Consider the following 23,803-nt stretch of genomic DNA (forward strand, 5'->3'; position numbering starts at 1 on the left):
TATTACTCCTCGCCTTCACGAATGATCAATTGAATTTTTGTTGGGTTATAGGCATTACATGGGTTATTCAGTTGTGGGCAGTTTGAGATCAATACGACCAAATCCATTTCGGCTTTAATCTCTACATATTTTCCCGGTGCAGAAATACCGTCATCAAATTTCAAATGTCCCTCAGCGGTCACAGGCACATTCATAAAGAAGTTAATATTTGGGCCGATATGGCGCACGTTTAAGCCATGTTTTTTTGCAATCGGATGTTGTGACAACGCAATCATGAAATTATTACGGCAACTGTGCATTGGAAATTTGTCATGTGCATAGCGAACAGTGTTGCTTTCACATGAACATGCACCGCCTAAGGTGTCATGACGGCCACAATTATCGTCATGGATGGTAGCAATTTTTTTGCCAAAGTTAGTGTATAGCGCCGTGCCTTTTTCTAAATAAATCTGTTGGTTAATCGCTAAAGTATCCGTCGCGCTATAACGCTCTTCAGGGTTTTGGCTAGAGATAAATAGCGTATCCACCGCTTGATTGCCTTCGAGGTCAACGATACGGAAATATTGCCCTTTTTTGACTTCGCACATCCAAGCTTCGCCGGCAGGACATACTTCGCTTAACACTGATTTTTCAAAATTTTGTGTTGGATTTACTAATGCAGTCATGATCATTCCCCTCAAGCCGTTAAAGCGTAATAGCGTTTATTATTTTGAAAAGCACGTTGATTTTGCGGGCAAGAATCACGGCAAACATCGGTGTCTGCCAAAGGCAACGCCTTAAATAAACTTAGTTGTACATCAGCAGGGTTATATTCTTCTGCTTGAGATAATCCATGTGGTGCACTAGATAAAAAGACCAAACAATCCATTTCAAAGCGCAGTTCAATGACTTGATTTGTATTGTCCGATGCAACATAACTTAAGTTGCCATTGTCATCAGGTTGAACTTTAGAGAATAAATTTAAGGTACTGCTGAGGTCAGTTGCAGATAAGCCAAACTTGGTCATTTCAAGCAATAAGCTATCTTTGCCATTACGGTACATATCATTACGGGCATCTTGGAAAGTTTTTGAACCAAATTGTTGTTCGATTTGTTGTGCGGTACTTGGTGCACAAAAAGCATCATTCCAAGCATGATCATCTTTCACAATCGAGATCATGGCACGGCCTAAATCCGATGCCAAAATATGACCCGTACTTAAATATGCCGTGTGCTGCCCTTTAAGACTATCTGGCATGTTGTAGCGTTCAAGCTTATCTTCACTATTTACACAGTACAGTGCCACATTGGCATTTTGCCCTAGCGATTTAAGCTGTAATACTGCCCCACGCTGAATACGCGCTGACCAGTGGTGTCCACCCGGTAAAAGTTCAGTCCATAGTGCTTTATCGTCATGATAATGTATTGTGCTCATTGCAGCCTCTGCCTAATTCTTAACTGTTTACCTCCCGGGCTTTTATCCCTCCGTGCAGCTTTGCTTTGAATTAAAACGAAGCCGTGAACTCTCGGTCGCGGTCATACATGAAGATGTATCGGAACCCTAGATCACTTTATGATGTATGTAGAAATGCAAAGGCTGTGCCAATTTAGTATTACCAATTTATATAAACGTAATACTGCTATTTATTAGACTTTTTTATAGTATTGAGCTATAGCATGACCAAATCGGGTGCAGCCCATGCACAAAATTGCTGCAAAAATTGCAAAAAAAAAAGCCCAAAATCATTTTTGGGCTTTATGTAATGCATAAAAATTATTTTACCAATATCTCATGGAACATATGACGTAGCCATTGATGGCTGGTTTTATGATGGCAAGACATATGCCAATATTGCTTCACGCCATAGGTTGGAAATGCAATCGGTGCGTCAAATATTTTTAAGTTGCCGCGCGAAAGCAATACTTCACTCAAGTAATACGGCACAGTAGCAATCGCATCAGTGTCTTGCACGACTAAGCCTACACCTAAATAACTAGGTAAACGCATCAAAATATCACGTTTTAAATCAAGGTTAAGCAGCTCATTTTCAATATGGTAGTGCCCCATCCCTGCATCAATATCAATGTGCGACTCTGATAAATATTGCTCAGTTGTAATGGTGTCACCCTTTAATCGTGGATGATCCTTAGCTGCAATCACCACATAATATTGCTCAAACAGTTTTTGCTGATAAAAGCCGCTTTCCAAATGCGGTAAAAAACCCAATGCTAAATCAATTTCACCATTCGCCATTTGATAACTGGTTTCAGTGGTAATCGGTCGTACATTTAGACGTATTTGTGGCGCGTGTTTTTTTAGATATTGGCTGATTTTAGGCAATAAAACCAAATGAGAAACATCGGTCATAGCTAGAGTAAATTGTTGATCTGAAATGGCTTGATCAAAATTAATCGTAAAATTATTAATGGCTTCGACTTTACTCAAGGCTTCGCTGACTAAAGGAAATAATTGACGCGATAACTCCGTAGGCACCATTTCATTGCCGATACGTAAAAATAAGGGGTCGTTATAATGCTGTCGTATTTTATTTAAAATATTACTGACTGTAGGCTGGCTCATTTGCAAGTGTTCAGCAGCTTGCGATACATTTTTGTACTTATAAACATGAAAAAAAATGCTAAGAAGTTTACAGTCCAATTCAAACACGAAAAATTTAGTCCCTAATTAAATATTGCAAGTTATGCTGTGCATCATCTGCTGAATTATACAAAAAGCCAATAACGAAATATTACTTTTATTGCAGATGAAACGCCAGTTTAGCCTGCTCAGTTGCAATCAGCTTTTCAACACTCCAATCAGTCAGCATAATAGACACAGCTCCAATTTGGATATCAACATGCTTCAAGGAAAAAAACTGGTTTGTTTTGATTTAGATGGCACACTTATCGACTCTGTTGGTGTGTGGAATCAGGTCGATGCAGATTTGATTCAACAGTTAACTGGACAAACCATCCAACTCGGTTTAATTCAACGTGAACGTGACATTCAGCTGCAATTATTTAAAAACACACCAGACCCTTACTTAATGTACTGTAACTATCTAAAAGATATTTATAAGATTGAACAATACACAGCAGATCAAATCAAACAGCAACGATATGCCATTTCACAGCATTTTTTAGAACATATCATCTTGCTTAAACCACATGCAGCGTTATTTGTTCAACAGCTCATTCAGCAAGGCATTCAGGTGGCAATTACCACCACGACCAGCTTGCAAAATATTTATCGATATCAAAAAAATATCAACATTTATCCAAAGCTGCATTTTGAAAATACTTTTGATCTGATCCTGACCCGTGAAAGTGTCAAAAATATTAAGCCGCATCCTGAAGTCTATTTACAGGCGATTGAACATTTTGCAGTAAAACCTGAAGAATGTTTAATTTTTGAAGATTCGCTCATTGGTGTAGAAGCCGCAAATGCCGCAGGCATTGAAGTCGTTGCCGTGTATGACGCATATTCAGAGCACGAAATTGAGCAAATCAAAAATAAAGCGGATTACTTTATCCATGATTTCTCTTCTGTCTTAAACTAATGACTAGTAATCAATCATTCGCTTTAGAGTTAAAAAAAGCAGCCCAATTTAGAGGCTGCTTTTGATATTTTTGCATCAATAGATAATTGATCTATTTTACTTTTTTATAAATGGATCCAGATCCGACTAAATTTCCAGTTTTTTCGTCAATTGCAAATTCAACAGCACCTGTCCCAGAGTTTAAAGCGAGTAAACCAGATTCAGCGACAGATGCAGGTACAGGATTTTTCTTTTCAGATTTACCACTTTGTTTATCTTTTAAAGTATTGGTAATGAAATAGTTTTCACCATTTTTACTAATAATCAACGCATTTTCAAGTTGCGGATCTACTGCGGTATTTTGCCATGTTCCAGCATAATCAGGCGCTGGACTTTGTTTACATGCAGTGAGGAGAACTGCGAACAACATCGCAAAAAAAATTGAATCTTTTTCAAAATACTGACCTTCTTTGTCAATGAATTTTGCATTATAGAAAGCCTTGAACAGAACTTAAGACCGTTCGTGTTGTGCAAAAGTTTCAAACCAAGTGCTGCTGTTTTTCTTTTGTCATGTTTTGAAACATTTGTAGTCTTTCATAAAAAATAAGCCCACTTGATCATGGGCTTATTTAAAAATTTTCAATCTTTAGATTTATACGATTTGACGCATTGAACCAGTTTCTTCAAAAGTGGCATGCCAAAATAAAGCCTCTTTTAAAATATGCGGCGTTTGACCACCACGCTCACATGCGCGTTCAAAGTAGCTCAACAATGCTGCGCGATAATCTGGATGCGCACAGATTTCAATGACTTTACGTGCACGCTCACGTGGTGAAAGACCACGTAAATCTGCCAAGCCCTGCTCTGTAACCACGATATCAACGTCATGGTCAGTATGGTCGGTATGACTCACCATTGGGACTACAGATGAAATCGCACCGCCTTTTGCAATCGACTTGGTTACGAAAATGGCAATGTGCGCATGACGAGTAAAGTCTCCAGAACCACCAATACCATTCATCATTTTGGTACCCGTCACATGGGTCGAATTTACGTTTCCGTAAATATCAAACTCAAGCGCCGTATTAATCGCGATAATGCCTAAACGTCGAATGATTTCAGGGTTATTGGATAGCTCTTGTGGACGTAACACAATTTTGTCTTTGTACTGATCAAAATTGTTCATCACGCGCTGTGCGCAAGGCTCAGACAACGTCATTGAACAGCCTGAAGCAAATTTCATTTTTCCAGAATCAATTAGCTGGAAAGTACAGTCTTGTAGTACTTCTGAATACATTTCCAAATCATGAAAATTCGAATGCTCAAAACCGGCAAATACAGCGTTGGCAATCGAACCCACACCTGACTGTAGCGGGCCTAAATTTTCAGGCAAACGCCCTGCTGCGACTTCACCTTCAAAGAAATCAATCAGATGCTGAGCAATCGCTAGGGTTTCAGCATCAGGTTCATCCATTTTAAACTGGGTATCTGGCAGATCATTCAACACAATAGCTGAAATCTTATCGGGGCTGACATTGATCCCAATCGTACCGATACGTTCACCGACCTGAGTCAGTGGAATTGGCCCACGGTTTGGTCGCGCTTTCGGCACATAAATATCATGTACACCTTCTAGCACTGGGTTAATCGTATTATCAATTTCAATAATCACATGATCTGCCATTTCAATGAAATTGGCTGAGTTACCACATGAACCTGTCGGAATAATTTGACCATCTTCGGTAATTGCAGTCGCTGCAATAACGGCCACATTAATGCGCGGTAAATTATGATGACGAATATTGTCAGCCATTTCAGACAAGTGTTGGTCAATATACATGACCTCGCCAGCGTTAATGGCTTTACGTAAACCAGGATCTGCCTGATACGGATAACGACGTTCTATTGCATGTGCCGCATTGAGACGACCATCGATACTATTTCCTAAACTAGCACCCGTTGCCAAAGTGATACGAAGAGGATGTGAAACTGCATGATCTGCAAGCGCCAAAGGAACCGTCTTTGCCTCACCTGCACCACCAAAACCACTTAAACCAACCACTGAACCATCTTGAATTAACTCAATCGCTTTTTCAGCAGACATCACTTTGTCGCGAAGGGAGAGTAAGCGAATGCGATCTAAACCATTCATAATTAAATCTCAAAAAATAAATATCTCAAAATAAACATCTTTTTTCGCCATCCCAGCGAACTGAGATAGCGTTTGTTATTGCTTATCTAAAAACGTACTTATCTAAAAGCTTACTTATATAAATTGAGGCAAATTAAATCAGTTCAACCGCAATTGCAGTTGCTTCACCGCCACCAATACACAGTGCTGCGACACCTTTTTTACCGCCAGTGCGTTTTAAGGCATGAATCAGCGTCACAATAATACGTGAACCTGATGAACCTAGTGGGTGACCAAGTGAGCAAGCACCACCATGAATGTTCACTTTTGCTTCATCTAAGTTAAATCCATCAATCGCCAGCATTGTAACCATAGCAAATGCTTCATTGACTTCCCACAGGTCAACCTCTTGTGCATCCCAACCCGCTTGTGCAAGCACTTTCTCAATAGCACCGACTGGAGCAATCGTGAACTCTGACGGATGCTGTGAATTTGTGGCATAAGCAACGACTTTTGCTAGTGGTTTTAAACCACGTGCTTGAGCCGTTTCTTCTGATGTAACCACCAAAGCAGATGCACCGTCAGAAATTGAGCTGGCATTGGCAGCTGTGATCGTGCCGTCTTTTTTGAATGCAGGACGCAGTGTTGGGATTTTTTCAGGCTTAGCACTTAATGGCTGTTCATCTGTGTCAACAACGACGTCACCTTTACGGCTTTTAACAGTAACGGGCACGATTTCATTTTTGAAGAAACCGCCTTGAATCGCGGCAACGGCTTTATTGAGTGAGTTGATGGCAAAAGCATCTTGCTGTTCACGGGTATAGCCTTTTTTATCTGCCATATCTTGTGCCAGAATACCCATCGATAAACCTGTCTCAGCATCTTCTAAGCCTTCTTGGAACATGTGATCTGTGGTTTTACCATGACCCATACGATAGCCTGAACGCGCTTTTTCAAGTAAATATGGCGCATTTGACATCGACTCCATACCACCAGCAACCACAATATTAGCAGAACCGGCTTTAATCGCATCAGCTGCTTGCATCACCGCCTTCATGCCTGAACCACAAATTTTATTAATCGTGGTGGCACCCGTTGTATCTGGTAAGCCTGCTTGACGCATCGCTTGGCGTGCAGGACCTTGTTTAAGACCAGCCGGTAATACACAGCCAAAAATAACTTCGTCAATATCTGTAGGTTCTAAACCTGCACGTGCAACAACAGCCTGAATCGCTGCAGCACCTAAGTCTGGGGCTGTACAAGATGAAAGTGAACCCTGAAAACCACCCATCGCTGTACGTACGCCATCTACAATAACAATCATTTCTTATTTCATCCTGTTTTAAATCTTTTAACCCCAAGGAACCATGACTGGTTCCTCAGATTTTCCATCTTAATGTTTTTCACAGTGGTTTCGATGAAACCTTAAGATTGAGCGGTGAAGTATTCTTCAGATAGCTGCATGATAAGTTCAGAACCTGCTTTAATGCGTTGAGCACGAGCAGCAAGGTCAGGTAGAACTTTCTCAACATAGAAATCTGCGAGTACCAGTTTGTTTTGGAAGAAGCTCTCTGGTTTTGCAGCCGCAGCTTTGCTAATACGCGCAAACATATACACAAAGCTGAGTAAACCAACAGCGTGCAGGTAATCGACTGCCACCGAACTGCTAAAGTCTGGGGTGGTCTTAGATTGTTCTACAATGAATTGCGTTAATGCTTCAACTTCGTCAGAAACTTGCAATGCTGCAGATTTAACTTTTGAATCAGCCATGGTTGCAGCAAAGTCACGAATTTCAGCAATGTATTCGGCAATAAATGCACCATTACATTTCGTGGTTTTGCGTCCAATTAAATCAATCGCTTGTACGCCATTTGTGCCTTCGTAAATCTGTGAAATACGTAAGTCACGAATGCATTGCTCCATACCCCATTCACGGATATAGCCATGACCACCAAAGCACATTTGCGCTTCTAAAGTAGCTTGTAGGGCTGTATCTGTTAGGTAGGCTTTTGCAATAGGTGTCAATAAAGCCACGCGGTCATTGGCTTTTTTCACTGCAGCTTCGTCAGTTGAATATTTTGTAATATCCAGTTGCTGGCCAACATACACAGCAAATGCACGAGATGCTTCGTTGTTGGCGCGTACATTCAACAACATACGACGTACATCACCATGTACTAAAATAGAGTCTGCTGGTTTTTCAGGAGATTTCACACCTGTCGCAGAACGACCTTGTAGACGATCAGTCGCATACTGTGCAGCATTTTGGTAAGCAAATTCTGCAGCGCCAATCCCTTGGATACCCATCGATAAACGTTCATAGTTCATCATGACAAACATCGCCGCAAGACCTTCGTTTTCTTTACCAACGATATAACCTTTGGCACCATCAAAGTTCATAACACACGTTGCAGAACCTTTAATACCCATCTTGTGTTCAATTGAACCCGCTGAAACAGCATTACGTTCACCGACTGAGCCATCGGCATTGACATGGAATTTTGGAACGATAAACAATGAAATACCACGTGAACCCGCAGGTGCATTTGGCGTTTTTGCTAACACAAGATGGATGATGTTTTCACACAGATCATGTTCACCACTGGTGATGAAAATTTTCGTGCCTGTAATATTAAATGAACCATCTTCATTCGGCTCTGCTTTGGTTTTAATGATCCCCAAATCAGTCCCTGAATGTGGTTCAGTTAAACACATAGTGCCTGACCATTCACCCGTATAAAATTTTGGAAGATAGGTTTCTTTTTGCTCTTGCGAAGCACGGTCATTAATCGCCATACCTGCACCCACAGTCAGTAGTGGATACAACATAAATGATGGATTGGTACTCCAAATCATTTCGTCAGCAAGTACTGTCAACATTTTCGGCATGTTTTGGCCGCCCCATTCTTCAGAAGCGCCTAAACCCACCCAGCCACCTTCAGCGAATTGTTTAAAAGCGTCTTTAAACCCTGTAGGCGTAGTAACAACACCATTACTAAACTGCGCACCACCTTCTTCATCTGCAGTACGGTTCAAGTCTAGAATAACGTTTTTAGAAAACTTAGCCATTTCTTCTAAAATGGTATTTGCAGTCGCCATATCAATATGAGCTAAGTTTTCATTTGACTGCCAGAACTCATCTGCATTGAATACATCATTTAAGATGAAGTCCATGTCCTTTAACGGCGCATTGTATATTGGCATTGTACTTTCCTTTTCTACAGGCTTTGTCAGCGTCTTTGACAAAGTACTTTTTTAAAGTTGCACGCTCCCGCACAAAATCATCAAATCAATTTTGTGTGGATTTTTTAAAGATCTGTTTTTTCAGATAGATATCTAAAAAGAATATAGATAATGTGTTTTTACCGACAAGTGAAAAATAACCACCTGATATTTTGAGCAGCATTATTTTATTACACTTAAATAAATTTATTGAGTTGACTAAATTTATAATTGGTAATTGATTAAAACCAAACATAATAGTACCCATAATCATGTTTAATTTAGGTTGTATTAATAACATAACAACCAAGACCGTTTTGTTAAATGCTGCTTTTGTTGTAAAAGCGAAAAGACAATAAATTAAAAAAAATAAAAATGGAATTTTATTTCAAAAAAATGACCTCAAGGGTTCAGTTTTATTGACATTAATTTTATGCTATGAATTCTATATGCTTTACGCACTCTACTAATGTGTTTATTTTTAAACCAATTTATGTAATATTTGAGACCATAGTGGAATGTAAGATTCACAAGATTTAGCTTAAGCTAGGCTTGTTCACCCTCAAGCTGTTTATGGAACAGGTATCATGAGTTCAGTACGCCAACAAAATTTTATCCTTCGCAAGGAAAAAATTTTAGCCATGGCAGAAACCCTGCTATTAGATAATAATCAAGACATCACCTTAAGTGAGTTAGCTTGTGAACTAGATATTGCCAAAGGCACGATTTATAAACATTTTAAAAGTAAAAACCAATTATATTTAGAACTGATTATCTTAAATGAAAAACGATTATTAGAAATTTCAAAAAAATATAATCATGATATTAAAACTTATGTTTCACAATATATGCTTTATAATATGTTGAATTCTAATAGAACTATATTATTACATGTCATTGAAGAACGCTTAACTAATAATGAACGTAAATTAAAAGAGTTATTTGAAGAGCTCTATCGTGTTCGTGAAGAACGTATTATTGAAATTAAGGATATGACCAGTGATTATTTAAAATCACTTGAAAGCGCAATGTCGATTCGTGATTATTTATCCTATATTTGGACGGTCACTTATGGTGCGTCCCTACTCCTCAATTCAACGCATTATCAAAAATCAATCGGTTCACGTGAACGTTTAATCAAGCTATATATTAATCAGGCGCTGATGACGCCAGATAAAATTTCAGCCGTATAAAATTGATTTATAAATAAAAAAATCCGAACAATTGTTCGGCTTTTTTTATACATTAGACAATATCTAAGTTATGCAATCACAGGTGGGAAACCATCTTCGGTTAAAGCGCTAATCAATTGCTCTGCACTAGCACTGGATTCAACCTCAACTAATTTAGTGGCTACATCAATAGTGACCGTTGCATTTTCATCTAAGTCTTTAATCGTTGCTGTCACGCTACGTGCGCAACCACCACATGTCATATTATCAATACGAAATTTCATGCTGTTCATCCTTCTTTTCTAATAACAACACTATAAACCTTGCCACGATTGTAAGGTCAAGCGGGTTTAAATCTTTGCTGTATGGCAGCACTCAGCCATGCCCGTTTCGATTTGATTTAAAATCGTACAATCGGCTTGATCATTACCGGCACAGCCATCGACGGACTGTTGCAAGATCTCAACCATGGCCTGTAAGTCTGCGATTTTTTGATTTAAGGTCTGGATATGTTTTAACGCCAATGATTTAACTTCAACACTTTGCCGACTTTGATTTTTCCAAAGTCCAAGTAAATCTTTCATTTGTTCAGAAGAAAAACCTAAATCACGCGCATGTCTCAAGAAACTCAAGGTTTTAATATCGGCTTCCGAGTAAATTCGATAGCCTGCATCGGTGCGCTGTGCATTATTTAACAGCCCAATCGATTCATAATAACGGATCATTTTTGCAGAAATGCCCGAAGCTTTTGCTGCTTGTCCAATATTCATCTCAAGACTCCTGAAAAACTGGCCCTTTAAATGCTTTTAAACGTAAGGCATTCGACACAACAAACACCGATGAAAGTGCCATTGCACCTGCTGCGAACATAGGTGAAAGCAATATGCCAAAGAATGGATATAACACACCTGCAGCGACAGGAATCAATGCTGCATTGTAAATAAATGCCCAAAATAGGTTTTGGCGAATATTATTCATCGTCGCTGTGCTCAGTGCGATTGCTGTCGGCACCATTTGTAAATTACCCGACATAAGCACAACGTCCGCGGCCTCTATCGCCACATCTGTCCCTGTACCAATCGCCATGCCCACATCTGCTTGCGCAAGTGCAGGCGCATCATTAATACCATCGCCAACAAAACATACAACACCATGTTCTTTTTGCAACTGTTGTACAGATTGCACTTTTTGATCTGGCATCACTTCAGCGATCACATGATCAATTTTCAACTGTCGTGCTATGGCAGAAGCAGTATGTCGGTTGTCGCCTGTAATCATGGCCACTTTCAGCCCTAAATCATGCAAAGCTTGAATGGCTGCGAAGGTTGTGGCTTTGATCGGGTCGGCTACAGCAACAATGGCAGCAAGCTGTTGATCGATCGATACATATAGCGGGGTTTTCCCTTCATTGCCCATGCGTTCTGCCAGTGCTGAAAAGATTTGTGTTTCTAAACCAAGTTTATGCATCAAATGATCTGCACCAATATAAATGCTTTGTCCTTCAACAACCGCCTGAATCCCAGCACCAGTCACGGAATCAAACTGTTCAACTTCTAAAAGTTGCACTTGCATCTCTTTCGCAGCTTGTACAATGGCATAGGCAATCGGATGTTCAGATTTCTGCTCTACAGAGGCCAATAACTGAAATACGCGATCTTTATCAAAAGCTTCAGTGACTTCAAAATCTGTCAGTTTCGGTTTACCTTCCGTCAATGTCCCTGTTTTATCGACTGCAACCACTTGAGTATTTTTGAGTTGTTGTAAGGCTTCACCTTTACGGAACAATACTCCAAGCTCTGCACCTCGCCCTGTACCGACCATGATAGATGTTGGCGTTGCCAAACCCATTGCACATGGACATGCGATGATCAGTACTGCTACAGCATTGACTAAGGCATAGGTTAAACTCGGTTCAGGTCCAACTACATACCAAACTAAAAAGGTGATCAACGCCAACGCCATTACCACCGGTACAAACCATAACGTGACTTTATCCACCAAAGCTTGAATCGGTAATTTTGAACCCTGAGCCTGTTCGACCATATGGATAATTTGTGCCAAAACAGAATCTTGACCTACCGCAGTGGCTTGTATTTTCAAGGCCCCATTTTGGTTAATCGTTCCACCGACAACTTGATCACCGGCTTTTTTCTCGACAGGAATTGGCTCGCCACTGATCATGGATTCATCAATATAACTGTTCCCAGACACTACAGCACCATCGACTGGGCAACGTTCACCAGGCCGTATTTCAATCAACATACCTGTTTCAACATCACTAATCGGCAAATCTATATAGCTACTAGATTGCTCAACACGTGCTGTTTTGGGTTGCATGCCGACTAAGTATTGAATAGCTTGCGAGGTTTTACCTTTGGCTTTCGCCTCCATAAAACGACCCAAAAGAATCAACGCCACAATTACTGCGGCTGCTTCAAAGTACACATGAACCGTACCTTGCGGTAATAATTGCGGAGCAAATGTTGCAACACAAGAAAAACTATAAGCAGATAAAGTCCCGACTGCGACCAAAGAATTCATATCTGGGGCAAGTCGCGCAAGTGCTGGTATGCCGTGCTGATAAAAGCGTCTTCCGGGTAGGATTAACACCAAAGTGGTTAATATAAACTGAATATACCAACTATTTTGTGTCCCTAAATTATGTGCAATAAAATGATGAAAAGCTGGAATCATATGTGATCCCATCTCCAAGATAAAAACAGGAACAGCGAGTACCAATGCGATGATTAAATCACGTTTGAGCAACCGAGCTTCATCGGCTTTTTTTTCTGCCATTGTCGGTTGTAGTTGTGTAGCAACGGTCGCACTGTATCCCGCTTTTTTAACTGCCGCGATCAATTCCTGTGTTTTTGAAACTGGCGCCTGAACAAAGGCTTTTTCACTGGCTAAATTTACCGTTGCTTTATTGACACCGTCTACAGCGTTTAAGGCTTTTTCAACCCGTGCCACACATGAAGCACAGGTCATTCCATCAATATTTAATTCAATATTGGGCTGTGCAATATGAAAACCTGCTTTTTCTACAGACTTCGCCAATGCAGAATTTTCAACAGATGCCAATGCCGTAATCGTGGCTTTTTCAGTTGCCAAATTCACTTTTGCATCGATGACTTCTGGAACTACCTTTAAGGCTTTTTCAACACGTGCAACACACGATGCGCAAGTCATTCCTTCAATTTCAAGTTCAATCTGCTTTTGTGCAACGCCAAAACCTGCCTTTTCAACGGCCTGAATTACAGCAGAATAATCCACATTTTTATCACTCTGAACATGTGCTGTTTCAGTGGCTAAATTCACTTGAGCATCAGTGATGCCATCGACTTTTTTTAAGGCTTTTTCAACCCGTGCCACACAAGAAGCACAGGTCATCCCTTCAATAGCAAGTGTGCCATCAAAAAGTTTGCGTTCTGTCGAATCTGTCATGGCAACATCCCAATCATATGTGCTTGTTTTAGGCTATAGCTTAAACTTTACCACAATGGGAAGGTCAAGTTTTTCTGACTCACAGCAAGGCTTTTCTTTAAGGTATAAAGAATTGCGAAGATTTAAAAACATAATCAATAATATTGAATAATGATTATTCAATTAGTTTATTTTTCTGATATTAAAACTACACCTTTCCTCATTATTCAGTAAGATAGAGATTCGTGACCACCAAACGAATTACTCTCTTTCGCATGTACAAACTGTCGAACATTTGCTTTAACTGCGCATATTTGTGTGCTTTTTTATTTTTATTTTTAATTTTAAGTTGGAGTCTAGATCATATTGATGTTTGGCTCACTCAAGTGGTTATCCCTGCTGTCACGATATGCATACTCTTAGGCTTCCTGTTTAAATATATCGCTCGAAAGTTAGGATATGAACCGCCTAAACGAAAAATTAAACAACAAAATGCCAAAAACGATGATCAAGACGCGGCTTAAGACAAGTATAAATAACAAAATCATCAATAAAAAAGCCCATTCAAATGAACGGGCTTTTTTTCATGTCAGACCTATTAGTCAGCACTAATATCTTCAAATAAAACTGACGAAAGATAACGTTCACCACCATCCGGTAAAATGACCACAATAGTTTTGCCTGCATTCTCAGGACGCGCAGCAAGTTTTGCCGCCGCAGCCATAGCAGCACCGCTAGAGATACCCACTAAAATACCGTCATGAGTAGCCGTTTTACGTGCCCATTCGATCGCTTCAGCACTTTCAATACCGATCACTTCATCAACAAGGTCTAGATCCAAGTTACCCGGAATAAAGTTAGCGCCAATCCCCTGAATTTTATGCGGCCCAGGAGTCAGTGTTTCGCCTTTTTTCGCTTGGGCAATAATCGGAGATTCAGCCGGTTCAACCGCAACAGAATAAAGTGGCTGATTTTTCACTTTTTCAAAATAGCTTGAAATGCCTGAAATCGTACCGCCTGTACCTACACCTGAAACTAAAATATCCACTTTACCACCGGTCGCTTCCCAAATTTCTGGGCCAGTGGTCAATTCATGAATTTTAGGGTTTGCAGGGTTTTCAAACTGTTGTGGTAAATAATACGTTTCAGGATGTTCGGCAACGAGGCGCTGTGCTTCTTCGACCGCACCTCTCATGCCTTTAGCAGGTTCAGTCAATACGAGATTTGCACCAAAAGACTTCAACACCTTACGGCGTTCGATACTCATACTTGCTGGCATGGTTAATGTAATTGCATAACCTTTCGCTGCTGCAACAAATGCTAAAGCAATCCCTGTATTACCACTTGTAGGTTCTACAATATGCATACCCGGTTTTAATAAGCCTTTTTCTTCTGCATCTGCAATGAGAGCTGCACCCACACGACATTTCACAGAAAAGGCAGGGTTACGGCTTTCAACTTTAGCCAAGACCGTTGCTTCTGACTGAATCGCACGATTAATACGAACCAAAGGTGTATTACCAATCGCTTCAGCGTTATTACTATATACTGCGATACCTAAATTACTCGTTGCTGGAAAAGCTGAATCTGTTGTCATGACTATTTATCCCTTGTGTATTTATTGAATACGATCTTTAGATCATACAATTATTTTCAAAGTGTGCATGATTTTTTAAGCTAATGTCTTATATTTATGTGCATTTTGTGAAAGCTTGCACTAAAATCAAGCAATAAATTTAACTGATTAACTAAATTTAAACTTATAAAAATTAATGATATTTGATTTCATAAAAAACCATAGAAATTGTCTTATTTATTCAATGTATTAAGCCGTGATATCCGTATACTTGAGCTGTTGTTAATCGTATGGACATATCCAATGAATACCGATCTGGAAATCACTACTATGCGTGATTCTGCCGAATTAGTCGTGGGCGTTTTAAAGTCGCTGGCAAATACGGATCGTCTACTAATTTTATGTCATCTAGCACAGCAAGAATTGAATGTGTCTCAGATTGAAGAAATCACTGATATTAAACAGCCAACCCTCTCACAACAACTGATGATGTTACGTAAAAGTGATGTTGTGACTACGCGTCGTGATGGTAAGCAAATTTATTATTCAATTAAAGATGCAAATTTAGTTCAAGTTCTCAATACTCTTTACCAATTGTATTGCAACCAATCTTATAAATAACATTCAGTTATCTTAAAATTTCAAGCCAGACATGCTGTTCTTGCACCACTAGACATGAATCATCGCAATGGGCAGCAATTCAATACCTCAATTTACCCTCCAGACTTCATCAAAATTTCAATATCTATATTTATATCGAATATCCAAAGCTTTAAATCAGCTCATACTTTTCATTAATTCATTTAAAATGATGGCTTCTTAGATATCCCCTTAAATTTCCTGCAATATTGTACGGTCAAAATTTATTGCACAAGACTTCTTAGCATTTTTTATGCATAATATATATGAAATTGTGATTTAGATAAGTTTATGTCAGATTTAAAACCTCATTTCTTACAGAAATTTCCTGCTTGGCAGTGGTTGCAGCACTACAGCACTGTGAAATTTAAATCTGATGTACTTGCTTCGCTAATCGTGATTGCCATGTTAGTCCCTCAAGGTATGGCGTATTCCATGCTGGCAGGTTTACCCCCAATCATGGGTTTATATGCCAGTATTTTACCTATGATTGTCTACGCCCTCATTGGTGGAAGTTCAACCTTATCTATAGGCCCTGTGGCAATCATTTCGATGATGACCTTCGCCACGCTCAATCCGCTATTTGAAGTTGGTTCGCCTGTTTATATTGAAGCCGCTACACTTTTGGCCTTAATGGTCGGGCTGATTTCTCTGCTGCTAGGTGTACTCCGTTTCGGTTTTTTAATTCAGTTGATCAGTCATCCTGTCATTAAAAGCTTTATTATTGCTTCGGCACTGCTCATTGCACTGGGTCAGTTTAAGTTTCTCGTCGATGTCCCGCTAAAAGCCAACAACATCCCTGAGTTTGTTTTAAGTTTGTGGGAATATCTGAGTTTGACTCACTTTGCTTCATTCATCTTTGGTGTGCTGGCCATACTGTTTTTAATCTATGTGCCGAAAATATTGGCCACTCAATCAATTCAATCTAGATTCGGCTCTACAGCCTTTCTAAGTAAAGCACTGCCACTGATATTAGTGGTGATCTCGATTGCATCGGTCATGTTATTTGACCTGCAAAATGTCGGTATTAAAACCGTCGGTGAAATTCCTTCAGGTTTTCCACCCTTAAGCTTTCCACATTGGAACTGGGAACTGGTACAAACCTTACTGCCCGGTGCAACAATGATTGCAATGATTAGTTTTGTTGAGTCACTGTCTATCGCCCAAGCTACTGCCTTACAACAACGAAGCCAACTTAATAGTAACCAAGAGTTGATCGCTCTAGGTTTAGCCAATCTAAGCGCTGGGGTTAGCTCCGCCTTTCCAGTGACGGGTAGCTTATCTCGTACAGTGGTTAATGCAGATGCAGGTGCAAAAACCCCGATGGCAGGTGTGTTGTCGTCATTGCTGATAATCGTTGTCAGTCTCTACTTCACTGGTTGTTTCCAAGACTTACCTTTAGTCATCTTGGCGGCCACAATTATTGTTTCCATTTGGAAATTAGTCGACTTTAAACCTTTTGTGGATACATGGCGTTATTCAAAAGCTGACGGGATTGCGATGTGGGTGACCTTTTTCGGTGTGGTGTGTATCGATATTTCTACAGGTCTCATTATTGGCATCATTTCTACCTTTATTCTGTTGTTATGGCGCATCAGTCGTCCACATATTGCGGTGATCGGTTTAGTCGAGGGCACACAGCACTTCCGCAATGTACAGCGCCATCATGTCTATACCGCACCACATATTCTCTCGCTCCGTATAGATGAAAATATCTCGTTTTTAAATGCCAATACGCTTAAAGGTTTCCTGATCAATGAAGTCAGTGAAAATATTGATCTAGAGCATGTTGTTATCAACTGCTCAAGCGTCAGTTCAATTGACCTCAGTGCCTTAGAAATGTTGGAAGAGTTAAATGCTGAATTATCAAAATTAGATATTCGACTGCATTTTTCCGAGGTCAAAGGCCCTGTCATGGACAAATTGCAGCACTCAAAATTACTCACGCATTTGAGTGGTCAAATTTTTCTCACCCACTATCAAGCCGTTACTGAGCTTGCGACAGCCAGTTCTGAGTACCAAATTTAAAGGCCTATTAGCTCACTGTTTAATCAATGCGAATTTGATAAACAGTGAGTTTTGAAGGGTTTACATTTTAATACACAAAAATAGATTATAAAAAACAAAGTTTTATTTTTAAATTAAATTATTTTTTAAGCATTCCACATTTTCGTATAAAATACAGGGCTAATTTTCATCATTTTGTCATTGTAATTCTGACAAGGCTCTCCTATGTTTTCAGCATTTACACGCTTGAGTTTAGTAACCCGAATTATTATCGCCATTATTTTAGGTGTATTGGTTGCTGTCGTCGCTCCGGGCGTTGCACCCTATTTAAGTTTGCTTGGTGATTTATTCATTAAGGCATTGAAATCCGTAGCACCGATACTGGTCTTTGTACTTGTACTGTCATCCATTGCAAATTTCAAAGTGGGCAGCAGTAATTCTTACATTAAACCGATTATGTTGATGTACGCTATTGGTATGTTCCTTGCTGCTTTAAGTTCAGTAGTAGCAAGCCTTTTATTCCCAAGTACATTAATTCTTGATGTTGCTGCAGAAAACCTTGTGCCGCCAGGCAGTCTTGCTGAAATATTGAAAAACTTATTATTAAGTTTTGTCGCAAACCCTGTTACAGCAATTTCTGAAGCAAATTTCATTGGTATTTTGGCTTGGGCTGTTGCCTTAGGTATTGCATTTCGTCATGCATCAGAGAACACCAAAGTCTTTTTATCTGACGCTGCTGATGCAGTGAATAAAGTAATCCGTTTAGTGATTAACTTTGCACCTGTCGGTATCTTCGGTTTGGTTGCTGTTACATTTGCCGACTCAGGTCTAAAAACGCTTGTTAGTTATGCGCACTTACTTGCTGTATTACTCGGTACCATGTTTTTTGTAGCTTTGGTCATTAACCCACTAATGGTGGCATTTATGACTCGCTCAAACCCGTTCCCATTGGTTTTCCAATGCCTACGCGAAAGTGGTATCACTGCATTCTTTACACGTAGTTCAGCTGCAAACATTCCTGTAAACCTTGACCTTGCAAAGCGTCTTGGTGTCCCCGAATCAACTGCAAGTGTAGCAATTCCTTTAGGTGCAACTGTCAATATGGCAGGTGCATCAGTCACAATTACAGTCCTCACTCTAGCAGCAGTTCATACTTTGGGCATTTCTGTTGATTTCAGCACCATGTTGATTTTATCAGTCGTTGCTACCGTTTCTGCATGTGGTGCTTCAGGTGTTGCTGGTGGTTCATTGCTACTTATTCCAGTGGCTTGTGGCCTGTTTGGTATTTCAAGCGATATCGCGATGCAAGTTGTTGCCATTGGTATGGTCATTAGTGTACTTCAAGATTCAACTGAAACAGCTTTAAACTCTTCGACTGACGTATTATTTACAGCTGCAGTAGACCGTGGTTTAAGATAATATCCTGATATTGGATACTTTTTAAGGCGAGGCCATGCCTTTTCAAACTTTACCGCTTTGGATACAACTGGGTGCTTTTTTTCTCGCAGTGAATGCAGGAATGATTAATGTACTCGGGCTGGTGACGATCTTGCACCAGTCGGTATCTCACATGACGGGTAATGTCAGTATGTTAGCCATGGCCTTCATTGCATGGCAGCCAGCTACGATTATTTATTTGATTTTAGTCTTGCTCTGTTATGTGATTGGCTCATTTTATAGTGGGCTTATTCTTGGAAATAGTCACTTTAGCTTAACCCGACGTTATGGCGTCCCATTAAGCTTGGTGGCTTTTTTTATTGTCCTGTGTTGGCTGCTATTACCCTATTTTCCACGTTATGCTTTGCTTTGGGCATGCGTGGCGATGGGTGTACAAAATGCAATGGTCAGCCACTATAAAGGCACCATTATTCGTACCACACACCTCTCTGGTGTTTTGACGGACTTAGGTTTGGCTTTGGGTTATAAAGCTCGTGGACTTTCGGTTGAGTCTAAACGTGTGGTCTTACATTTATTAATTTTAGCGGGATTTATCGTCGGTGGCATACTTGCCAGTTGGCTTTATCCTTATTTAAAATTAAACGCATTCCTGATTCCTGCCGCACTCAGTTTAGTCATGAGCGCAGTATATTGGATCATCTATTTTCATTATCGACATATACACGATTAGTTGGAACGTACTATGGTTAAAAATGCATTACAGGCGCAACTGCTTAAAGCAGGTCTGGTCGATAATAAAAAGGCAAAAAAATTGTCTAAACAAGCCGTACATGAAAAACGTACCGGTGAAAGTAAAGATGCTGAAATCAAGGCGAAAATTGAGCAAGATCAGCAGCAAAAAATCGCAAAAGATCATGCTTTAGAGCAAGATCGTAAAGCAGTGTTGCAAGAAAAAGAATTAAAAGCTGCCATCATGCAAATGATTAATCAGCATAAAATTCGTGATACCGATGGCGAATCGACCTATCAATTTATCGATGATGCCAAGATCAAAAAGCTTTATATCAATCAGCAAATTTATAATGCCTTGGTTGCTGGCAGTCTTGTTATTGCACGGGAAAATAGCAACTATGCTTTTTTACCAAAAGAATTAGCCGACCGTATTAATGCGAAAATGGAAGGCTTTATTATTGTGAATAATTCTGAAGTGAATGAACAAACCACGGATGAAGAAGATCCGTATGCAGCTTATGTAATTCCTGATGATTTAATGTGGTAAGCACTTCAAATCGCCAATGAAGCTCCCGATTCGGGGGCTTTTTTTTATCAACATTAATCTTTTTCAGTCCATAAATATCGGTTATACCTTCAAAAAATCATTCCTTAGCACCCAATAAGTAACATTATGGACTATACATGTCGTAACTCCGTAAATTTTACGAGTATAAAATTGCTTATATAATCACCACAATTACAATAGTTTGATCATTAACCCTTTCATTTACTTCAATAAGAGTAGGATAATTTTGGAAAAATTTCAGTTCATTAAAAATATTCAAGATTGGTCAGATCAATACCCTTGGTTAGAAATGCTGACATCGCTCAGTTTCATTATTATTTTTGCCATCATTGCAAATTTTATCGCCAAGCAAATTGTGGTACGTGGTATTCGTAAGCTCGTGTCTAAAATGGCCTTTAGCCACAGTCAAATTTTGTCAGAACATAGTGTGATTAAACGCTTTGCCAACATTGTTCCAGCAATTGTAATCTTAAATGGCATAACCACAGTCCCACATTTATCTGTGAAGTTTATCTCAATCGTTCAAATGGCTTGTCAGGCCTTTATCTTCCTGACCATTGCTTTAGCCATTTCTGAATTACTAAATATTTTTAATCTGATTTATCAACGTAATCCAAAATCTAGAAACAAACCAATTAAAGGCTATTTGCAGTTGGTCAAATTGATCATCTTTTTGGTTTGTGGCCTAATGATCTTAGGTACTTTTCTGAAAAAAGATGTATTTACATTACTCGCAGGCTTCGGTGCTATGGCGGCTGTACTGATGTTGGTCTTCCAAAATACCATTTTGTCACTGGTGGCTTCGGTACAAATTTCTTCTTATGACATGGTGCGAATTGGTGACTGGATTGAAATGCCCTCGCTCAATGCGGATGGCGATGTCATTGATATGTCATTACATACCATTACTGTACAGAACTTTGATAAGACCTTTACCACGATTCCAACCAATAAACTGGTGACAGACACCTTTAAAAACTGGCGTGGTATGGCACAGTCCGGTGTACGCCGCATCAAACGCTCACTTTATATCGATCAAAGCTCTATTCATTTCATGACTCAGGATGAGCAAAATAAACTCAAAGAATTTTTATTATTAGATCAATATCTTGATCATAAGCATGAAGAGCTTGCTCAGTTTAATCAGCAACTTTCCAATCAGTCGCAATATAATCAGCGCCGTTTAACCAATCTTGGGACCTTTCGTGCCTATGTAGAATTTTATTTACAACAGCATTCAGGCATTGCCCAACACCAAACGATTTTGGTGCGTCAGTTACAACCCACGAGTGAAGGCATTCCTTTAGAGATTTATGCTTTTAGTAAAACTATTGCATGGAAAGATTATGAAGCGATTCAATCGGATATCTTTGACCATCTGATCGCAATCACACCTGAGTTTGGACTTAAAATCTATCAAGCCCCTTCTAGTGCCGATTTTAAAGCCCTCGTTCAACCAAATGTTGATAAAAGCTAAGACTTAATTGCGCATCTCCCCATGTATATTTGAAGAAGAAATTCTTTAGGTTAAAGAATTCACAATGTCGATTGAATATATATTGGGAGCGTTTTCTTTAAAAGCTATTCGACATCTGCTAGTGCTTGTTTATCGCGCAATGCAAGGATTTAGAGCAGGCTAGATAAATGCGCTGATCGTATAATTTCCTAAAAATATAATGCATCTGAAACAACTAAAAATAATTAACTGATGTTACGCACATAACAGTAATTTCACATTTTAAAAATGATTTTTAATTCTATTCGACGGAGTCTTACATCTAGGGGGTGAATAAAGGGATTAGCCTTCGGCTGGAGGTACTTTTGTTTTGGCAAAAGCACCCAAAACCATTGTCATCCGCAAAACTCGTTCACTAGCGTCAAATTATTCAAAGTATCGCAAAAACATTTTTGATTAGAAGAAGTGCTGTCTCAAACACTTGCGGATGACGTTACCGCGTATCATACTTTTATTTAAATCAAATTACGCTTCTGGTGTTACTGCGTAACATCAGTAATTAAAAAAACCCAAACAAATACTATACAAATGTAGACAATTTTAGATACTATTTGTTAACAGTTGCATAAAAACGCTTCTAAAATAGGAGCTTGGTCATGGAAGGCCCCAAGAAACCTTCTCAGAAATCAGTTAAAAACGAATCACAATTACTCATAGAATCGATTAATCGCACTTCTGCCAAACATACGCTCATACAGGCAGAAGCATGTGACTTAGAGAATCGTGTCCGTATTGAGCGTGCTTTATCCGACCCGATTGCACGTATCCCTGCACAGTTTAAAAATGCTTATTACAAATTTTTGTACTACAACCAAAAAGACTATTTAAAGCAGGTCAACTATTTCGCTCAATTGGCATTTTTAATCTATTTTTGGGCAGATCGCTATGTGCTGCCAGACGTAGAAATGCTTTCAGGTGTGATTCGTATCATTGCTATTATTGGTGCATTTAGCCTGAACTATGTTCTGTTTAAATATATCAAACAGATTAAATTGCTGGATTTGATTTTGCCACTCGCCACTTGCATTTCAGCAATTCTCTGGTTTGAGATATTACTTCAGTCGAAAAATGAACTGGTTCATAGCTATCAATATGCCGCCATTATTTTGATTGTATTGGGTAATTTAAATATTCATGTGCATTTTCGCCCTTCGATCATGACCTCTGCCATGATCTCGGCAGCGATACTTTTTGGCGCATGGCGCATTAATGATTTTGGTGATTTTACGATTTTTTTATTGGTGTATATTCCTGTGCTGCTATTCAGTATGTATATCTGCTGGAACTCAACGCTGAACTCTCGTAAAACGTTTCTAAGAGCGCTGCTAGATGACTGGAACTTTCATACCCTGCGCAAAATTGCCCATACGGATGAATTAACCCAGTTAAGTAATCGTCGCCAATTTGTACATGCCGCCAATAAAAAAATCCAAGAAACCCCGATGACGGTCTGCACCAGTCTATTGATTTTTGATGTCGATCATTTTAAAGCGATTAATGATCAATACGGACATGATGTCGGCGATCAAGTGCTATGCCAAATTGCTGAAATTGCACGTAAAGAAATGCGGTTTTACGATATGTTGGCACGTTTTGGAGGTGAAGAATTTATTGTACTTTTACCTTTTACTGTCCCAGAAGATGCATTAAAAATTGCTGAACGGTTAAGACATAAAATGGAACAATATCAATTTCATATGGATGGTCAATTGGTGAAATTTTCGATCTCCATTGGTGTTTCCAAAATTGACCCTAACCACGCCAAACTTGATCAGTTAATTAAACAAGCCGATATTGCTTTATATGAAGCAAAACGCCAAGGTCGTAATCGGGTTGTGCATTTTAATTTTATGAATTTTTGCAGCCAAGCTTTTTAAGTAAATAAACAAATCAAAATGGAG

Annotated in this window: 20 protein-coding genes, 1 pseudogene and 1 riboswitch; of the genes and pseudogenes, 9 read left to right on the forward strand and 12 right to left on the reverse strand. The window is 39.4% G+C overall.

The window, feature by feature from the left end; translation table 11 throughout:
- Positions 1-2: 2 nt before the first annotated feature.
- From FTU05_RS00455 to FTU05_RS00465, 3 genes are all read right to left on the reverse strand, one after another.
- Positions 3-665 (reverse strand): urea amidolyase associated protein UAAP2, encoded by a 663-nt coding sequence (locus tag FTU05_RS00455; RefSeq protein WP_180106789.1) that lies wholly within the window; start codon positions 663-665, stop codon positions 3-5.
- Positions 666-676: 11 nt separating this feature from the next.
- A complete protein-coding gene (locus FTU05_RS00460) occupies positions 677-1,414 on the reverse strand; it encodes an urea amidolyase associated protein UAAP1 (RefSeq protein ID WP_180106791.1) in 738 nt (245 codons plus the stop codon).
- A gap of 29 nt (positions 1,415-1,443) precedes the next feature.
- A riboswitch (guanidine-I (ykkC/yxkD leader) is annotated at positions 1,444-1,555 on the reverse strand.
- Positions 1,556-1,753: 198 nt separating this feature from the next.
- Complete coding sequence (locus FTU05_RS00465; protein ID WP_168377518.1) at positions 1,754-2,647, reverse strand: LysR substrate-binding domain-containing protein; 894 nt, start codon at positions 2,645-2,647, stop codon at positions 1,754-1,756.
- A 190-nt stretch (positions 2,648-2,837) separates the two neighbouring features.
- Between FTU05_RS00465 and FTU05_RS00470 the strand changes: the two genes are divergently transcribed.
- Positions 2,838-3,539, forward strand: coding sequence for an HAD family phosphatase (locus FTU05_RS00470; RefSeq protein ID WP_180106793.1), 702 nt, complete (start codon positions 2,838-2,840; stop codon positions 3,537-3,539).
- 91 nt (positions 3,540-3,630) lie between these two features.
- On the opposite strand, the gene FTU05_RS00475 is transcribed toward FTU05_RS00470, so the two are convergent.
- The 4 genes from FTU05_RS00475 to FTU05_RS00490 all read right to left on the reverse strand — a co-directional run bounded on the left by FTU05_RS00475 (position 3,631) and on the right by FTU05_RS00490 (position 8,853).
- A complete protein-coding gene (locus FTU05_RS00475) occupies positions 3,631-3,948 on the reverse strand; it encodes a hypothetical protein (protein ID WP_180048939.1) in 318 nt (105 codons plus the stop codon).
- 222 nt (positions 3,949-4,170) lie between these two features.
- Positions 4,171-5,670, reverse strand: coding sequence for a succinate CoA transferase (locus FTU05_RS00480; protein WP_180106795.1), 1,500 nt, complete (start codon positions 5,668-5,670; stop codon positions 4,171-4,173).
- A 133-nt stretch (positions 5,671-5,803) separates the two neighbouring features.
- Complete coding sequence (locus FTU05_RS00485; RefSeq protein ID WP_180008861.1) at positions 5,804-6,973, reverse strand: thiolase family protein; 1,170 nt, start codon at positions 6,971-6,973, stop codon at positions 5,804-5,806.
- Between the two features lie 101 nt (positions 6,974-7,074).
- A complete protein-coding gene (locus FTU05_RS00490; RefSeq protein WP_180163883.1) occupies positions 7,075-8,853 on the reverse strand; it encodes an acyl-CoA dehydrogenase C-terminal domain-containing protein in 1,779 nt (592 codons plus the stop codon).
- 605 nt (positions 8,854-9,458) lie between these two features.
- Between FTU05_RS00490 and FTU05_RS00495 the strand changes: the two genes are divergently transcribed.
- A complete protein-coding gene (locus tag FTU05_RS00495; RefSeq protein WP_078190941.1) occupies positions 9,459-10,064 on the forward strand; it encodes a TetR/AcrR family transcriptional regulator in 606 nt (201 codons plus the stop codon).
- A gap of 68 nt (positions 10,065-10,132) precedes the next feature.
- Here FTU05_RS00495 and FTU05_RS00500 read toward each other — a convergent pair whose 3' ends face one another.
- The 5 genes and pseudogenes from FTU05_RS00500 to cysK form a co-directional block, all read right to left on the reverse strand.
- Complete coding sequence (locus FTU05_RS00500; protein ID WP_180003680.1) at positions 10,133-10,327, reverse strand: heavy-metal-associated domain-containing protein; 195 nt, start codon at positions 10,325-10,327, stop codon at positions 10,133-10,135.
- A gap of 66 nt (positions 10,328-10,393) precedes the next feature.
- Positions 10,394-10,813, reverse strand: a complete 420-nt coding sequence (cueR, locus tag FTU05_RS00505; RefSeq protein ID WP_168377524.1) for a Cu(I)-responsive transcriptional regulator — start codon at positions 10,811-10,813, stop codon at positions 10,394-10,396.
- A gap of 1 nt (position 10,814) precedes the next feature.
- Positions 10,815-13,253: a copper-translocating P-type ATPase gene (locus FTU05_RS00510; RefSeq protein ID WP_373685245.1), complete on the reverse strand. Its 2,439-nt coding sequence runs from the start codon at positions 13,251-13,253 to the stop codon at positions 10,815-10,817.
- Between the two features lie 72 nt (positions 13,254-13,325).
- Positions 13,326-13,487 (reverse strand): annotated as a pseudogene (locus FTU05_RS18070) (cation transporter); the annotation flags it as partial.
- Between the two features lie 577 nt (positions 13,488-14,064).
- Entirely contained in the window at positions 14,065-15,063 is a 999-nt protein-coding gene (cysK, locus tag FTU05_RS00515; RefSeq protein WP_180011715.1) for a cysteine synthase A, read from the reverse strand.
- 282 nt (positions 15,064-15,345) lie between these two features.
- Between cysK and FTU05_RS00520 the strand changes: the two genes are divergently transcribed.
- The 7 genes from FTU05_RS00520 to FTU05_RS00550 all read left to right on the forward strand — a co-directional run bounded on the left by FTU05_RS00520 (position 15,346) and on the right by FTU05_RS00550 (position 23,779).
- A complete protein-coding gene (locus FTU05_RS00520; RefSeq protein WP_078193801.1) occupies positions 15,346-15,663 on the forward strand; it encodes a helix-turn-helix transcriptional regulator in 318 nt (105 codons plus the stop codon).
- Between the two features lie 309 nt (positions 15,664-15,972).
- On the forward strand, positions 15,973-17,709 hold the full coding sequence (locus tag FTU05_RS00525) for a SulP family inorganic anion transporter (RefSeq protein ID WP_180106799.1): 1,737 nt from the start codon (positions 15,973-15,975) through the stop codon (positions 17,707-17,709).
- 204 nt (positions 17,710-17,913) lie between these two features.
- Complete coding sequence (gene sstT / locus FTU05_RS00530; RefSeq protein WP_180054809.1) at positions 17,914-19,107, forward strand: serine/threonine transporter SstT; 1,194 nt, start codon at positions 17,914-17,916, stop codon at positions 19,105-19,107.
- Between the two features lie 34 nt (positions 19,108-19,141).
- Entirely contained in the window at positions 19,142-19,816 is a 675-nt protein-coding gene (locus FTU05_RS00535) for a YoaK family protein (protein ID WP_180003692.1), read from the forward strand.
- A 12-nt stretch (positions 19,817-19,828) separates the two neighbouring features.
- A complete protein-coding gene (locus tag FTU05_RS00540; RefSeq protein ID WP_180011723.1) occupies positions 19,829-20,365 on the forward strand; it encodes a DUF2058 domain-containing protein in 537 nt (178 codons plus the stop codon).
- Positions 20,366-20,612: 247 nt separating this feature from the next.
- A complete protein-coding gene (locus tag FTU05_RS00545; RefSeq protein ID WP_180027121.1) occupies positions 20,613-21,863 on the forward strand; it encodes a mechanosensitive ion channel family protein in 1,251 nt (416 codons plus the stop codon).
- A 635-nt stretch (positions 21,864-22,498) separates the two neighbouring features.
- On the forward strand, positions 22,499-23,779 hold the full coding sequence (locus FTU05_RS00550; RefSeq protein ID WP_180163885.1) for a GGDEF domain-containing protein: 1,281 nt from the start codon (positions 22,499-22,501) through the stop codon (positions 23,777-23,779).
- The last annotated feature ends 24 nt before the right edge of the window (positions 23,780-23,803 follow it).

The sequence above is a fragment of the Acinetobacter sp. YH12049 genome, assembly GCF_013419875.1.
Taxonomy (GTDB): domain Bacteria; phylum Pseudomonadota; class Gammaproteobacteria; order Pseudomonadales; family Moraxellaceae; genus Acinetobacter; species Acinetobacter amyesii.